General features: G+C 64.4%; 15 protein-coding genes. 11 read left to right on the forward strand and 4 right to left on the reverse strand.

Features of this window, described 5'->3' with window-relative positions; genetic code table 11:
* The first annotated feature begins 23 nt into the window (after window positions 1-23).
* Window positions 24-896: a ribokinase gene (locus tag D8Z78_RS06870; RefSeq protein ID WP_121629401.1), complete on the forward strand. Its 873-nt coding sequence runs from the start codon at window positions 24-26 to the stop codon at window positions 894-896.
* Here the strand turns inward: D8Z78_RS06870 and msrA are convergent.
* Window positions 893-1,507: a peptide-methionine (S)-S-oxide reductase MsrA gene (msrA, locus tag D8Z78_RS06875; protein ID WP_121629402.1), complete on the reverse strand. Its 615-nt coding sequence runs from the start codon at window positions 1,505-1,507 to the stop codon at window positions 893-895. The genes D8Z78_RS06870 and msrA overlap by 4 nt on opposite strands.
* Window positions 1,508-1,615: 108 nt before the next feature.
* Between msrA and D8Z78_RS06880 the strand changes: the two genes are divergently transcribed.
* From D8Z78_RS06880 to D8Z78_RS06890, 3 genes are all read left to right on the forward strand, one after another.
* Entirely contained in the window at window positions 1,616-2,512 is an 897-nt protein-coding gene (locus D8Z78_RS06880; protein WP_121629403.1) for a D-amino acid aminotransferase, read from the forward strand.
* Complete coding sequence (locus tag D8Z78_RS06885; RefSeq protein ID WP_121629404.1) at window positions 2,509-3,219, forward strand: sulfotransferase-like domain-containing protein; 711 nt, start codon at window positions 2,509-2,511, stop codon at window positions 3,217-3,219. Before D8Z78_RS06880 ends, D8Z78_RS06885 begins: the two co-directional genes overlap by 4 nt.
* A gap of 73 nt (window positions 3,220-3,292) precedes the next feature.
* Entirely contained in the window at window positions 3,293-3,709 is a 417-nt protein-coding gene (locus D8Z78_RS06890) for a DUF7282 domain-containing protein (RefSeq protein WP_420824306.1), read from the forward strand.
* 84 nt (window positions 3,710-3,793) lie between these two features.
* Here the strand turns inward: D8Z78_RS06890 and D8Z78_RS06895 are convergent, their stop codons facing one another.
* On the reverse strand, window positions 3,794-5,017 hold the full coding sequence (locus D8Z78_RS06895) for an argininosuccinate synthase (RefSeq protein WP_121629405.1): 1,224 nt from the start codon (window positions 5,015-5,017) through the stop codon (window positions 3,794-3,796).
* A gap of 121 nt (window positions 5,018-5,138) precedes the next feature.
* Here D8Z78_RS06895 and D8Z78_RS06900 point away from each other — a divergent pair, with 121 nt between their 5' ends.
* From D8Z78_RS06900 to D8Z78_RS06910, 3 genes are read left to right on the forward strand one after another with little or no spacing between them, the layout of a single operon-like run.
* Window positions 5,139-5,882, forward strand: a complete 744-nt coding sequence (locus tag D8Z78_RS06900; protein ID WP_121629406.1) for a hypothetical protein — start codon at window positions 5,139-5,141, stop codon at window positions 5,880-5,882.
* Between the two features lie 36 nt (window positions 5,883-5,918).
* Complete coding sequence (gene ilvA / locus D8Z78_RS06905; RefSeq protein WP_121629407.1) at window positions 5,919-7,145, forward strand: threonine ammonia-lyase IlvA; 1,227 nt, start codon at window positions 5,919-5,921, stop codon at window positions 7,143-7,145.
* Entirely contained in the window at window positions 7,145-7,960 is an 816-nt protein-coding gene (locus D8Z78_RS06910; protein ID WP_240672029.1) for an SDR family oxidoreductase, read from the forward strand. The genes ilvA and D8Z78_RS06910 overlap by 1 nt, the downstream gene beginning before the upstream one ends.
* Here the strand turns inward: D8Z78_RS06910 and D8Z78_RS06915 are convergent.
* Complete coding sequence (locus tag D8Z78_RS06915; protein WP_121629409.1) at window positions 7,957-8,292, reverse strand: Hpt domain-containing protein; 336 nt, start codon at window positions 8,290-8,292, stop codon at window positions 7,957-7,959. The genes D8Z78_RS06910 and D8Z78_RS06915 overlap by 4 nt on opposite strands.
* A 185-nt stretch (window positions 8,293-8,477) precedes the next feature.
* On the opposite strand from D8Z78_RS06915, the gene D8Z78_RS06920 reads away from it, so the two are divergent.
* The gene (locus tag D8Z78_RS06920; RefSeq protein WP_121629578.1) at window positions 8,478-9,716 is read left to right on the forward strand and encodes a PP2C family protein-serine/threonine phosphatase; all 1,239 of its coding nucleotides are present in this window, start codon (window positions 8,478-8,480) and stop codon (window positions 9,714-9,716) included.
* Here D8Z78_RS06920 and D8Z78_RS06925 read toward each other — a convergent pair.
* Window positions 9,713-10,159, reverse strand: a complete 447-nt coding sequence (locus tag D8Z78_RS06925; protein WP_121629410.1) for an NUDIX domain-containing protein — start codon at window positions 10,157-10,159, stop codon at window positions 9,713-9,715. The two genes, D8Z78_RS06920 and D8Z78_RS06925, sit on opposite strands and share 4 nt — an antisense overlap.
* Window positions 10,160-10,259: 100 nt before the next feature.
* On the opposite strand from D8Z78_RS06925, the gene hslO reads away from it, so the two are divergent.
* The 3 genes from hslO to D8Z78_RS06940 are packed head-to-tail and all read left to right on the forward strand — an operon-like array spanning window position 10,260 to window position 12,989.
* Complete coding sequence (gene hslO / locus D8Z78_RS06930) at window positions 10,260-11,240, forward strand: Hsp33 family molecular chaperone HslO (protein WP_121629411.1); 981 nt, start codon at window positions 10,260-10,262, stop codon at window positions 11,238-11,240.
* Window positions 11,230-11,829, forward strand: a complete 600-nt coding sequence (locus D8Z78_RS06935) for a CoA pyrophosphatase (RefSeq protein WP_121629412.1) — start codon at window positions 11,230-11,232, stop codon at window positions 11,827-11,829. Before hslO ends, D8Z78_RS06935 begins: the two co-directional genes overlap by 11 nt.
* Entirely contained in the window at window positions 11,826-12,989 is a 1,164-nt protein-coding gene (locus D8Z78_RS06940; protein WP_121629413.1) for a CCA tRNA nucleotidyltransferase, read from the forward strand. Before D8Z78_RS06935 ends, D8Z78_RS06940 begins: the two co-directional genes overlap by 4 nt.
* Window positions 12,990-13,149 lie beyond the last annotated feature (160 nt).

Raw genomic sequence — 13,149 nt, forward strand, 5'->3', positions numbered from 1 at the left:
CCATCCTACTCAAGGCCGCCCCAATGACGATCTTCAACCTCGGCTCCATCAATATCGACAAGGTCTATCGCGTCCCGCATCTCCCCGGTCCGGGCGAGACGCTGGCCGCGCGTGAGGTCACCGAGGGGCTGGGTGGCAAGGGCGCCAACATGTCCGTCGCCGCCGCCCGTGCCGGTGCGCGCGTGTTGCATATCGGCGGGGTCGGGGGTGACGGCAAATGGACCGTCGACCGCCTGACCGAATATGGCGTCGACAGCCGTGGCATCCACATTGGCGACACGCCCACCGGCCACGCCATCATCGCTGTCGAGGATGCTGGAGAGAACGCAATCCTTCTCTATTCCGGCGCAAATCAGGTCATCGACCCTGCGCATATCGCCGACTGGCTCGACACCGGCACCTCTGACGATACCTTCGTCACCCAGAACGAGACCAATGCCCAGCGCGAGGGGGCCGAACTGGCCTCGAGCCGCGGCATGCGTGTCGCCTATGCCGCCGCGCCTTTCGATGCCACCCGGGTGCAAGAGATTCTGCCGCTCATCGACCTGCTTTTCCTGAACGAGGTCGAGGCCCAGCAACTGACCGAGGCCACCGGCCTTTCGCCAGAGGCGTTGCCGGTCAAGGATGTGATCGTCACGCTCGGCGCAAAGGGCTGCCGCTGGATCGACACGGATACGGCGGAAACCACCGAATTCCCCGCGCTCAAGGTCACGCCCGTCGACACGACCGGCGCGGGCGACACCTTTACCGGCTACGTGCTGGCGGGTCTTGACCGGGGTATGCCCATGGCGCAGGCCATCACCCAAGCGACCAAGGCCGCCGCGCTGATGGTCACGCGTCTGGGCACAGCGGATGTGATCCCCGACCTGCGCGAGGTCAGGGACTTCAACCCTTAACCGGCGAAGGGCGCGGCATTGCCCCACAGCTCCCGGACGCGCTCATCGCGACGGCAACCATCGCGGTAGCGTTTATAGGCGTCCTTCTGCTTGATGATGCCGAACCGGGTCACGACGCGGTTCTCGCCTTTGTAGTAATCCTGATGGTAGTCCTCGGCCTCGTAAAAGGTCTTGGCGTCCAGAATGGGCGTCACGATCTTTTTCCCCAGCGCCTTTTCGGCCTCGGCCTTGGCGGCCTGCGCCGCCTGTTTTTCCGCAGCGTTAGAGACGAATATCGCCGTGCGATAGCTGTTGCCCCGGTCACAGAACTGCCCGCCCGCATCGGTCGGATCGACTGAACGGAAGAACAGGTCATAAAGCTGCCGGGCGCTGACCGTGCCGGGATCGTATTCGATCCGCACCGCCTCGTAATGCCCGGTCCCGCCGCGCGTCACGGCCTTGTAGTCGGGGTTCTTCGTGGTGCCGCCGGTATAGCCGCTGACCACCTCGGACACGCCTTTGACCTTTTCGAAATCCGCCTCGACGCACCAAAAGCAACCGCCGGCGACAAACAGATCGGCGGCAAAGGCAGGGGCGGGCAGCAGTGCCGCGATCAATGCCAGATGTTTCATGTGAAATCTCCTCTTTCTCCTGACGCTAGCGCCGGGGCGACGGTCAGGATAGGGGGCTCACCGCATGGTGATCTTGCGTGTCTCGCGGTACGCGCCTAGCCTCGGATCATGGACACGGTCACGACACATACGGCGGAGGATGATCCCCGCAACGAGACGATCCTGATCTGGATCAACGGCACCCTCAAACCCCGCGCCGAGGCGCTGGTCAGCGTTTTCGATTCCGGCTTCATGCTGGGCGATGGCGTGTGGGAGGGGTTGCGCCTGTATGATGGGCGCTGGTCCTTCATCGACGCGCATATGGACCGGCTGTTCGAGGCGGCCAAGGCCATCGATCTGGATATCGGCCTGACCCGCGATCAGCTGATTCACGCTGTAATAGAGACGCAACGCGCCAACGACATGACCACTGACGCGCATTGCCGCCTGATGGTCACACGGGGAATCAAGTCGCGCCCCTTCCAGCACCCGTCCCTGTCCCGTCAAGGGCCGACCGTGGTGATCCTGATGGAGCATTCCAAGCCCTCCATCCCCCGCCCGATCCGTCTTGCCACCGTGCCGCATCTGCGCGGCCTGCCGATGACCCAGGACCCCAAGCTGAACTCGCATTCGAAACTCAACTGCATCCTCGCTTGTATCGCCGCTGAAAAGGCCGGGGCGGACGAGGCCTTGATGCTGGATGTGCATGGCTTCGTGAACACGACCAATGCCTGCAACTTCTTCATCGTCCGCAAGGGCGAGGTTTGGACCAGCACGGGCGATTACTGCATGAATGGGATCACCCGGCAAAAGGTCATCGACCTGTGCCGTGCCAATGACATCCCGGTCTATGAGCGCAATTTCTCGCTGGTCGATACCTATGGCGCGGACGAGGCCTTTCTGACCGGCACCTTCGGCGCGCAGACCCCGGTGGGCGAGATCGACGGGCGCGTGATCGGCACCGGGCAGATGGGGCCGGTGACGGAACGCCTGCGCGCGCTCTACAAGGACCTCGTCACGCCATGAGGATCGCGATGTGGTCCGGCCCGCGCAATCTGTCGACGGCGCTGATGTATGCCTTTGGCAATCGCGGCGACATGACCTGTGTCGATGAGCCGTTCTACGGGCCGTATCTGCGCCTGACGGGCCTCGATCACCCGATGCGCGATGAGATCATCGCCAGCCGTCCTGAAAGCCCGGTTGAGGTGGAACAGAACCTGATTTCTGACCAGCACGCCTATCACAAGCATATGTGCCAGCACATGATCGACGGCATACCGCGCGGGTTCATGGAGCATTGCGTGAACGTCTTCCTCATCCGGCACCCGGCCCGCGTGGTGGCCAGCTTTACCAAGGAATACCCGCAGGCGACCGCCGCCGATATCGGCTTTGCCGCGCAGGTGGAGCTGTATGACCACGTTCTGGCGCTGGGCCGGACCCCCGTGGTGATCGACAGCGCCGATATCCGCGCCGACCCGCGGGCGATGCTGACCGCCCTGTGTGACGCCATCGGGCTGGATTTCACCGACCGGATGCTAAGCTGGCCTGCCGGGCCAAAGCCCTATGACGGGGTCTGGGCGCCGGTTTGGTACGCGTCTGTCCACGCCTCGACCGGCTTTGCCGGGCCCGAAGGCCCGCTGCCCGACCTGACCGGGCATGCTGCCGACCTGACCGCCGAGGCACTGCCGTATTACGAAAAGATGGCCGCGCGAAAAATAACTGCGAATTTCTGAAACTCCTTGTCGATGTCTTCCGTGGATAGGGGGGCAAGCGGGCAGAACAGCCCGAACGACAGACAGGAGAGTTATGATGAAAACGACCTTTACCGCCGCCCTTTTCGCAATGACCGCCAGCGCCGCTTTGGCTGCAGGTCACGGCATGGCCCCCGGCGTTTCGGCAGAGGATCAGGACGTGTCCGGTGGCACCGTCACCGCCGCAAGCGTCATTGCCCCGGAAAACGGTTGGCTGGTGGTGCACCGCACCGGCGAAGACATGAAGCCCGGCCCGGTGGTCGGCTACGCTTCGCTGAAAAAGGGTGAGAACACCGATGTTTCCGCGATCCTTCAGGAAGAGGTCGCAGCCGGTGACATGCTGATGCTGATGATCCACGCCGAAGAGGGCGGGATGGCGACCGGCGTGTTCGAATACACCCTGGGTGCCAAGGAAGACGGCCCGATCAAGCCCGACGGCAACCTCGTGATGGCCACCATCACCGCGCAATAACGCGCCCCCAACCCCTCTAGGGGCGCGAACAGGAAAGGCCCGCCAGTCCTCCGGCGGGCCTTTCTTTGTGGGTTTGCGCCGGGCTTATTTCAGCCGACGGTTCCGGGCGGCCAGCAGGCGCAGGCGCAGCGCGTTCAGCGTGATGAAGCCCGCCGCATCCTTTTGGTCATAAGCACCGGCGTCGTCCTCGAAGGTCACATGCGCCTCGGAATAGAGCGAGTGATCCGACCAGCGACCGATGGTGCGGGCGGAGCCTTTGTAAAGCTTCAGCCGGACGGTGCCGGTGACGTGTTCCTGGGATTTGTCGATGGCGGCTTGCAGCATCTCGCGCTCGGGCGAGAACCAGAAACCGTTATAGATCAGCTCGGCGTAGCGCGGCATAAGGCTGTCTTTCAGGTGGCCCGCGCCGCTGTCGAGCGTGATCTGCTCGATCCCGCGATGGGCCTCCAGCAGGATCGTGCCGCCGGGGGTCTCATAAATCCCGCGCGACTTCATGCCGACGAAACGGTTTTCAACAAAGTCCAGACGCCCGATGCCGTGCTTGCGGCCCAGCTCGTTCAGTTCGGTCAGGATCGTGGCGGGGGACATGGCCTGCCCGTTGATCGCCACCGCGTCGCCCTTTTCAAAGGTCACTTCGATAACTTCGGGCGTATCGGGCGCGTCCTCGGGTGCGACGGTGCGCAGATAGACGTAATCGGGGGCCTCTTCGGCGGGGTCTTCCAGAACGCGACCCTCGGAGGAGGTGTGCAGCAGGTTCGCATCCACGCTGAACGGCGCCTCGCCGCGCTTGTCCTTGGCGATCGGGATCTGGTTCTGCTCGGCAAAGTCCAGCAGCGCCGTCCGCGAGGACAGGTTCCACTCGCGCCACGGGGCAATGCACTTGATATCGGGGTTCAGGGCCGCCGCCGACAGTTCGAACCGCACCTGATCGTTGCCCTTGCCGGTCGCCCCATGCGCAATCGCATCCGCGCCGGTTTCCTCGGCGATCTCGACCAGACGCTTGGAAATCAGCGGCCGGGCAATGGACGTGCCCAGCAGGTACAGACCTTCATAGACCGCATTGGAGCGGAACATCGGAAAGACGAAGTCGCGCACGAATTCCTCGCGCACATCCTCGATATAGATGTTCTCGGGCGCGATCCCCAGCATCTCGGCCTTGGCGCGCGCCGGCTCCAGCTCCTCGCCCTGACCGAGATCGGCGGTAAAGGTCACGACCTCGCAGCCATACTCCGTCTGGAGCCATTTCAGGATGATCGAGGTATCGAGGCCCCCGGAATAGGCCAGGACGACTTTCTTGGGCGCGGACATGCTGGGCTTCCTTTGTCATATATCGCGCGCGGAGTTAGCCGGTTTTCCCGCATTCCGCAAGGATGCCACGTTGACGAGGCCCCCCGACATGGTAGCCATTCATCAGGCAAAGGAGAAAGCGATGAAGGGTTGGCGACTGTTCAGGCACGCGTTCCGCATGGTGTGGGACAATCGCGGCACCGCGCTGCGGATCACCGGGCTTTTGTTCGCTTTCCAGCTGGTGCCGCAGATCTGGTGGCAGATGCAGACCGAACAGACGGGCCTGCAGGGGGATGTCATGGTCGCGCCGGGGCTGGCGCTGGTCATGGCGCTTTGGGCGCTGGCCTCTGTCGTCACCTCGATCTGGCTGGCGGTGGCGTGGCATCGCTACGTGCTGACGGGCGAGGATACGGGCAGCTGGCTGCCGAATTGGCATGGCGGCTTGGTGCTGGGCTATCTCGGGCGGACGATCCTTGTCGGGCTGGTCGGGATCGTGGCGGGCTTCGTCTTTGCGGTGCCGCTGTCCATCGTGCTGCTGGTTGTCCCGATCCTCTTCCTGCCTGCGCTGTTGATCTATGTCGCCGCTGTCATCTTTGTCCTGCTGCGGCTGTCCCTGATCCTGCCCGCCGTGGCGATGGAAAAGCGGATGAAGCTCATGGCCTCGTGGGAGGTGACGGGCACCGACCTGTCCGGCGTGCTGGGGTTGGCGGCGATCCTTGCGGTGATCTCGGCGGTGGTGCCGGTGGGGGCGCTGTTCTTTGGCGCCATCGCGCTGCCCTTGGGGCTGGTCTGGATGGTGGCGGCCAGCTGGCTCTTGACGCTGATCTCGATCACCTGCCTGACCACGCTTTACGGCGTCTATGTCGAGGGGCGCGACATTCCCTGACTTGCGCGGCGGCGTGGCATGGGTCACAGATTCCGCATGAGTGACTTTCAGGACAATGCCCGCACCGCCGAGGCCGCCATGCGCGAGGTCTTCCCCGCGACGCCCTTGTTGCGCAACGATCACCTTTCGGCGCGGTTTGACGCCGATATCTGGCTGAAGCGCGAGGACCTGTCCCCCGTGCGCAGCTACAAGATCCGCGGCGCGCTGAACGCGATGCGCAAGCGGCGCGACGAGGGGCTGTTCGTTGCGGCCTCTGCGGGCAACCACGCGCAGGGTGTGGCGTGGATGTGTCGGCAATTCGGGGTGAAGGGTGTGATCTTTATGCCGGTGACGACGCCTCAGCAGAAGATCCAGAAAACTACCATGTTCGGCGGCGACAATGTCGAATTGCGCCTGATCGGGGACTATTTCGACGATTGCCTTGCCGCCGCGCAGGCGTTTTGTGCCTCTGAAGGCGGGTATTTCCTGTCGCCCTTCGACGATGAGGACGTGATCGAGGGGCAGGCGTCGGTTGCGGTGGAAATCGAGGCGCAGCTTGGCCGTGTGCCCGATCATCTGGTGATCCCGGTGGGCGGCGGCGGGCTGTCCTCGGGCATCCTGTCCTATTTCGGCAATCAGCCGAACTACACCTTTGTGGAACCGGCGGGCGGCGCCTGCCTGCGCGCCGCGTTGGAGGCCGGTCGCCCCGTCGCCCTGCCGCGCGTCGATACCTTTGCCGATGGCGCTGCCGTGGCCAAGATCGGCGCGCGCACCTTTGAGCGGCTGCAAGGCGTCGGGCTGGCCAATACCCTGTCGATCCGCGAGGACCGTCTCTGCACCACCATGCTGGAGATGCTGAATGTCGAGGGCATCGTACTGGAACCGGCGGGCGCGCTGTCTGTCGATGCGCTCAAGGATCTTGGTCAGGCGATCCGGGGGCGGACCGTGGTGTGCATCACCTCCGGCGGGAATTTCGATTTCGAGCGCCTGCCCGAGGTCAAGGAACGCGCCCAGCGCTTTTCCGGCGTGAAGAAGTATTTCATCCTCCGCCTGCCGCAGCGCCCCGGCGCGCTGAAGGGCTTCCTCGAATTGCTCGGTCCCGATGATGACATCGCCCGGTTCGAATATCTCAAGAAATCCGCGCGCAATTTCGGCTCTGTCCTGATCGGGATCGAGACGAAGGCCCCCGACAGCTTTCACCGTCTCTATGCCGCGCTCGACGAGGGGGGCTATACCTATCAGGACATCACCGATGACGAAATCCTCGCACAGTTCCTGATCTGATGTTTGCCGGTCGCACAGCCTTGGTCACAGGCGGCGGGCAGGGGATCGGGCGCGCCTTGGCGCGTGCGCTGGCGGCCGAGGGCATGCGCGTCTGCGTGGCCGATCTGGACCCCGCGCTGGCGCAAGCGGCGGCGGATGAGATCGGAGGTGCTGCGACCTCCGGTGACCTGCGCGACCCGGAGGCCATCGCGCGCATGGTGCACGAGGCCGAGAGCGCGCTGGGCCGGATCGACATGCTGGTGTCCAACGCGGGCTTCGCGCTGGGCGCAGTGGCTGGCCCGACCTCGGCCCCCGATCAACAGTGGCAGGACAGCTGGGACCTGCATGTCATGGCCCATCTGCGCGCCGCGCGCCTTGTGCTGCCCGGCATGATCGCGCGGGGCGAGGGCTGGCTGGTCAACACCGCCTCTGCCGCCGGGCTGTTGTCGCAGATCGGGGACGCGCCCTATTCCGCCACCAAGCACGCCGCCGTCAGTCTGGCCCAGTCGCTGGCCATCGAGCATGGCGATGACGGCATCCATGTCTCGGTCGTCTGCCCGCTTTATGTCGCCACGCCGCTTCTGGGCTACGATGCGGACCGGCCCGAGAACCGTCCCAATGATCGCGTCCTGACCGCCGCCGAAGTCGCCGCCTGCGTGAACGACGGCCTGCACGCCGACCGCTTTCTCATCCTGCCTCATCCCGAGGCGGCGACCTTCTTCCAACGGCGGGCCGAGGATACCGACCGCTGGATCCACGGGATGCGCCGCCTGCGCCGCGACGCCTTTGCCGAGGGTATCCCTGCCGATCTCGGCGACCTGCACCGCAAGATCTAGGCGGCCAATCGCGCCGGAAGATCCGCCTGAAAGACATCCCGCGACGATTCGTAGGTCTTGCGCACCATTGCCGGGCTGACCACGTCCGCCCGCCCGGCGGCGGCGGCCTTTTCCCCCTTGAGGCACAGCTGCGCCAGTTCCTCGAAGCCGAGGTTCAGCGCCGCCCCCTTGAGGAAATGCATCTGCTCCTCGGTGACGATTGGATTGCCCTCGGCCTTGTCCAGCAGGTCGATCGCCCCCTCGACCTCGGACAGGAACAGCTCGACCACCTCGCCGAAATCCTCGGCGCCGATCTCATCCACTAGTTCATCGACACGCGACCAATCGATCATGACGCACCTCCTGATGGCCTCAGGCTAGGGTCGGGAAATGAACATAGTCTTTCACGCTGCGGATGAGTTCCGGCAAATTTTAACATTCAGGCTGCATTAAGAAATCGTCGCTACGACTGCCCCCACGGCACCGTTTTCGAAAAGGTATTTCCGTGCAGGCAAACCCCATCCCCAGCCGCGAGGTCATGACCGGTGCGATACGCCGCGTGCTGATCGTGGATGACAGCAACCTGCAATTGAAGATCATGACCGCCATGCTGACCCGGCTGGGATTCGAGGTGATGCAGGCGACGAACGGCCCCGATGCGTTGGCCATCTGCGCCGAAACGGAGCCGGATCTGGTGCTGTCCGACTGGATGATGCCGGGCATGAACGGGCTGGACCTGTGCCGCCAGTTCCGGCGGCTGGAACGCAACAGCTATGGCTATTTCATCCTCCTGACCTCGAAGAGCGAAAAGAACGAGATCGCCGAGGGGTTGGATGCGGGGGCCGACGACTTCCTGACCAAGCCGGTTGGCGCCAATGAATTGCGCGCGCGAATCAATGCCGGGGAGCGGGTCGTGTCGATGCAGCGCGAATTGTCGGAAAAAAACCGGCAGGTCTCTGACGCGCTGGCCGAATTGCGCGAGGCGCACGAGGCGATCGAACGCGACCTGATCCAGGCGCGCACCATACAGCAATCGCTGGTGCCCGAGCGGGTGATGGAACTGGCAACCTCCCGCGTCAGCCTGCTGTTGCAGCCCTGCGGGCATGTTGGCGGTGATCTCGTGGGCATGTTCACCCCGGGCAGCAACCAGCTTGGCCTGTATTCCATCGACGTGTCCGGGCACGGCATCACCTCCGCCATGGTGACCGCGCGCGTGGCGGGGTACCTGTCCAGCAAGTTCATGGATCAGAATCTGGCGCTTTGCCGGGCCACCAGCCAGTTCTTCACCATGCGCAGCCCGGCGGAAACCGCGCAGTTGCTGAACCAGCGTCTGGCGGCCGATCCGGGGGTCGAGGAATATCTGACCATGGCCTATCTCGCCGGTGACTTGAATACCGGCCGGATGAAGCTGGTTCAGGCGGGCCATTCGCATCCGCTGCTGATGCGCCGTGACGGGTCGGTCGAATTTCTCGGTGATGGCGGCCTTCCCATCGGCCTCGTGGACGAGGTGATCTATGAGCAGGTCGAATTCCGAATGACGACCGGGGACCGGCTGCTGCTGTATTCCGACGGTTTCACCGAGGCGGTGATGAAGAACGGGCAGATGCTGGGTGAGGAGGGGCTTGTCGACCTGTTCCGGGCCTCTGCGCTCAATGGCGAGGGGCCGGAGCTGTTGCAGGACATGTTCTGGCGCCTGACCGAGGGGATGCGCGATTCGACCAGCCTTGGCGACGATGTCTCGGCGGCTTTGCTGGAATATGACGTGCTGGCGGGCTAGCGTCCGAAAGTGTGGAAACGTCTGACAAACGCGGCATCGCCGGGATTGCCCAGCAACGCGGCGGCCTCGGCAAGCGGGGCCCACAGCGCCGTATGCCCCGGCTCGCTGGGCGGTCCCATCCGGCGCACGGGGGTGGCGACATAGATGGTGCAGATCTTCTCGGCCCAGATCTGGTATTCCGGCATCCATGTAAACCGGCGAAACACCCCCAGCCTGCGCGGCGCGGCAATACGCCAGCCGGTTTCCTCGAAGACCTCGCGATGCAGCGCGGCAATCGGGTGCTCACCCGGGTCGATTCCGCCGCCGGGCAGTTGCACCTCGGGATGCGGCTCGGCCTGATGGGTCAGCAAGAGGGCCCCGTCACGCGGCAGAATCGCATAGACGCCGGGCCGCCGCACATAGCGTTGACCGGCTTTCGGGGCCTCTCCGAAACGTGGTGTCATCCAATCTCTCCTGCCCGGTCTGCACGCCCCCCCTTTCAGGACGCCCCTGAAAGGCCTATATGCCCACGCATCGCCAGTCAAAGGCAGACAAGGAAACCCCATGAGCATCGGCACCAAACTCGCCTGGGACGACACCGTCCTGCCCTTCCAGCTTGACCGCTCCGACATGCGCGGCCGCGTGGCGCGGCTGGATGGCGTGTTGTCGGGCGTGCTCAAACAACATGATTACCCCGAACCGGTCGAGGCGCTGGTCGCCGAGATGGCCCTGTTGACCGCGCTGATCGGCCAAACGATCAAGCTGCGCTGGAAGCTGTCGCTTCAGGTGCAGACCAACGGCCCGGTCCGCATGATCGCCACCGATTACTACGGCCCCGAATCCGAGGGCGAGCCGGCGCGCATCCGCGCCTATGCCAGCTTTGACGCCGACCGGATCACCGACGCGCCGCCGTTCCAGCAGTTGGGCAACGGATATTTCGCGGTGCTGATCGATCAGGGCGAGGGAATGCAGCCCTATCAGGGCATCGCGCCGCTGGTGGGCACATGTCTGGCCGACGCCGCCGCTGGCTATTTCGCCCAGTCCGAACAGTTGCCGACCACCTTTGCCCTGTCCTACGGCAAGTCGCGCGAACCCGGCGTGGCCGAGCATTGGCGCGCCGGTGGCATCATGCTGCAACACATGCCTAAGGCCTCGCCCCACGCGGTCGAGCCCACCGGCGAGCGTGGCTTCTTGCAGCCCGATGACGTGGTGGCCGACGATGCGCGCGAAAACTGGACCCGGGTCAACATGCATGTGCAAACCGTCGAAGAGCTGGAGCTTATCGGCCCCACGGTGTCCCCCGACCAGCTTCTGGTGCGCCTGTTTCACGAGGAACAGCCGCGCGTCTTCCCGGCGCAGGCGGTGCGCTTTGGCTGCACCTGTTCCGAGGACCGCGTGCGTCAAAGCCTGTCGATCTACTCGGCCAAGGACATCGCGACCATGACCACCGAGGATGGCAAGGTCACCGCCGATTGCCAGTTCTGCAGCGCGCATTACGAACTGGACCCGGCCACGGTCGGCTTCGAGGCGAAGGATGACGGCTGAGCAGGTCACCGCATTGAGGCGCGCGCTGTCCGCGGATGGCGTGCCCTCGTCGGATTTCGATCTGAACCCCGGTTTCAAGCTGCCCGAAAACCGCAGCCTGCGCCCCGCCGGGGTGCTCTGCGCCTTCATGGACAGCCCCTCGGGGTTGCAGTTGGTGCTGACGAAACGCTCCTCCCGGCTGAAACACCATCCCGGCCAGATCGCCTTTCCCGGCGGCAAAGTCGATCCCGGCGATGCGAATGAAACCGCCGCCGCCCTGCGCGAGGCGGATGAAGAGGTGGGGCTGAACCCCGAACAGGTCGAGGTGCTGGGCACGCTGCCCGTGCATGAAACCGTGACGGGGTTCAACGTGACGCCTGTCGTCGCCCTGATCCATGGCGCATTCGATCCGATCCCCGAGCCGGGCGAGGTCGACGAGGTCTTCTTCGCGCCCTTCACCCATGTCACCGACCCAAGCCGCTATGTCGTGCAATACCGGCGCTGGCGCGGGCAACGCAGGCACTATTTCACCGCACCTTTGGGCCCCTATTACATCTGGGGCGCCACCGCGCGGATGCTGCGCGGGCTGGCCGACCGGGTGCAGGCATGACCCGCGTCACCGGCGACTGGCTGACCCGCGATGCCACGCAGCGCGTGATGGCCATGCTCGAAGAGGCCGGTTTCCTTGCCTACGCGGTTGGCGGCTGCGTCCGCAACGCCTTGCTGGGTGAGCCGGTGGCCGATGTCGACATCTCCACCGATGCCCGCCCCGAAACCGTGATCGCGCTTGCCGAGGCCGCCCGCCTCAAGGCCGTCCCGACCGGCATCGACCACGGCACCATCACCGTCGTCTGCGATGGCCAAGGGTACGAGATCACGACCTTTCGTGCCGATATAGAGACGGATGGCCGTCGCGCGGTCGTGCGCTTTGCGACCGATGTGGCCGAGGATGCGCTGCGCCGCGACTTCACCATGAACGCGCTTTATGCCGACCGACGCGGTGCGCTGATCGACCCGCTGGGCGGGCTGCCTGACCTGCACGCGCGGCGCTTTCGGTTCATCGAAGACCCCGACACGCGCATCCGCGAGGATTACCTGCGCATCCTGCGCTTTTTCCGCTTTTCCGCTTGGTATGCCGATCCGGCGCAGGGCATGGACCCCGACGCGCTGGCCGCCATTGCCGCCAATCTCGACGGGCTTGGCCAGCTTTCGGCGGAGCGGGTGGGCGCGGAAACGCTGAAACTTCTCAGCGCGTCTGATCCGCTCTTTGCTGTCTCGGTGATGAACCAGACCGGTGTTCTGGCGCATATCCTGCCCGGCGCCGTGGTCACGGCGCTCGGCCCGCTCATCGTCCATGAAACGGCGCTGGGCCTGCCCGCCGATCCGCTGCGGCGCATGGCTGTCATGGGGTTCTTCGATGGGGCTGCGCTGCGCCTGTCGAGGGCGCAACAAAGGCACCTTGCACTGTATCAGAGCCTGATCGGCGCCTCGGACACCCTGTCGGACATCGCCTATCGCCACGGCGCCGAGACCGCGCGCGACCTTGCCGCCCTGCGCGCCGCCAGCTTTGAAACCGCGCCCAATCCCGACGCGCTCGCACGCATCGACCATGCCGCGCAAGCGCGCTTTCCGGTGACGGCCCGCGACCTGATGCCCGACATTCAGGGGCCAGACCTCGGCCAGACCTTGCGCGATCTCGAAGCCCAATGGATCGCGTCGGATTTCACGCTCGACCGCAACCGCTTGTTGGCGCGTGTCAAAAAAGCGTGACAGACGCATGTTATCGGGCTACCAAAGCGTGAACCCAGTCGGAGGCAACATGATGAGAATTGCACGGTCCCTACCCAGCTTTGTCTGAGTGACCCTGCACACGCGGGCATGCCTCAGGCCCCCGCGATCTTTCGTCATGCTCACCTAACGCCCGCAAAAA

The organism is Tropicibacter alexandrii (genome assembly GCF_003667315.2).
Classification (GTDB): Bacteria; Pseudomonadota; Alphaproteobacteria; order Rhodobacterales; family Rhodobacteraceae; genus Tropicibacter; species Tropicibacter alexandrii.

Bases quoted from the DNA above. Each gene is read 5' to 3' on its own strand.
- D8Z78_RS06870 (WP_121629401.1), top strand. From the start codon at position 24: ATGACGATCTTCAACCTCGGCTCCATCAATATCGACAAGGTCTATCGC.
- msrA (WP_121629402.1), bottom strand. From the start codon at position 1,507: ATGAAACATCTGGCATTGATCGCGGCACTGCTGCCCGCCCCTGCCTTT.
- D8Z78_RS06880 (WP_121629403.1), top strand. From the start codon at position 1,616: ATGGACACGGTCACGACACATACGGCGGAGGATGATCCCCGCAACGAG.
- D8Z78_RS06885 (WP_121629404.1), top strand. From the start codon at position 2,509: ATGAGGATCGCGATGTGGTCCGGCCCGCGCAATCTGTCGACGGCGCTG.
- D8Z78_RS06890 (WP_420824306.1), top strand. From the start codon at position 3,293: ATGATGAAAACGACCTTTACCGCCGCCCTTTTCGCAATGACCGCCAGC.
- D8Z78_RS06895 (WP_121629405.1), bottom strand. From the start codon at position 5,017: ATGTCCGCGCCCAAGAAAGTCGTCCTGGCCTATTCCGGGGGCCTCGAT.
- D8Z78_RS06900 (WP_121629406.1), top strand. From the start codon at position 5,139: ATGAAGGGTTGGCGACTGTTCAGGCACGCGTTCCGCATGGTGTGGGAC.
- ilvA (WP_121629407.1), top strand. From the start codon at position 5,919: ATGAGTGACTTTCAGGACAATGCCCGCACCGCCGAGGCCGCCATGCGC.
- D8Z78_RS06910 (WP_240672029.1), top strand. From the start codon at position 7,145: ATGTTTGCCGGTCGCACAGCCTTGGTCACAGGCGGCGGGCAGGGGATC.
- D8Z78_RS06915 (WP_121629409.1), bottom strand. From the start codon at position 8,292: ATGATCGATTGGTCGCGTGTCGATGAACTAGTGGATGAGATCGGCGCC.
- D8Z78_RS06920 (WP_121629578.1), top strand. From the start codon at position 8,478: ATGACCGGTGCGATACGCCGCGTGCTGATCGTGGATGACAGCAACCTG.
- D8Z78_RS06925 (WP_121629410.1), bottom strand. From the start codon at position 10,159: ATGACACCACGTTTCGGAGAGGCCCCGAAAGCCGGTCAACGCTATGTG.
- hslO (WP_121629411.1), top strand. From the start codon at position 10,260: ATGAGCATCGGCACCAAACTCGCCTGGGACGACACCGTCCTGCCCTTC.
- D8Z78_RS06935 (WP_121629412.1), top strand. From the start codon at position 11,230: ATGACGGCTGAGCAGGTCACCGCATTGAGGCGCGCGCTGTCCGCGGAT.
- D8Z78_RS06940 (WP_121629413.1), top strand. From the start codon at position 11,826: ATGACCCGCGTCACCGGCGACTGGCTGACCCGCGATGCCACGCAGCGC.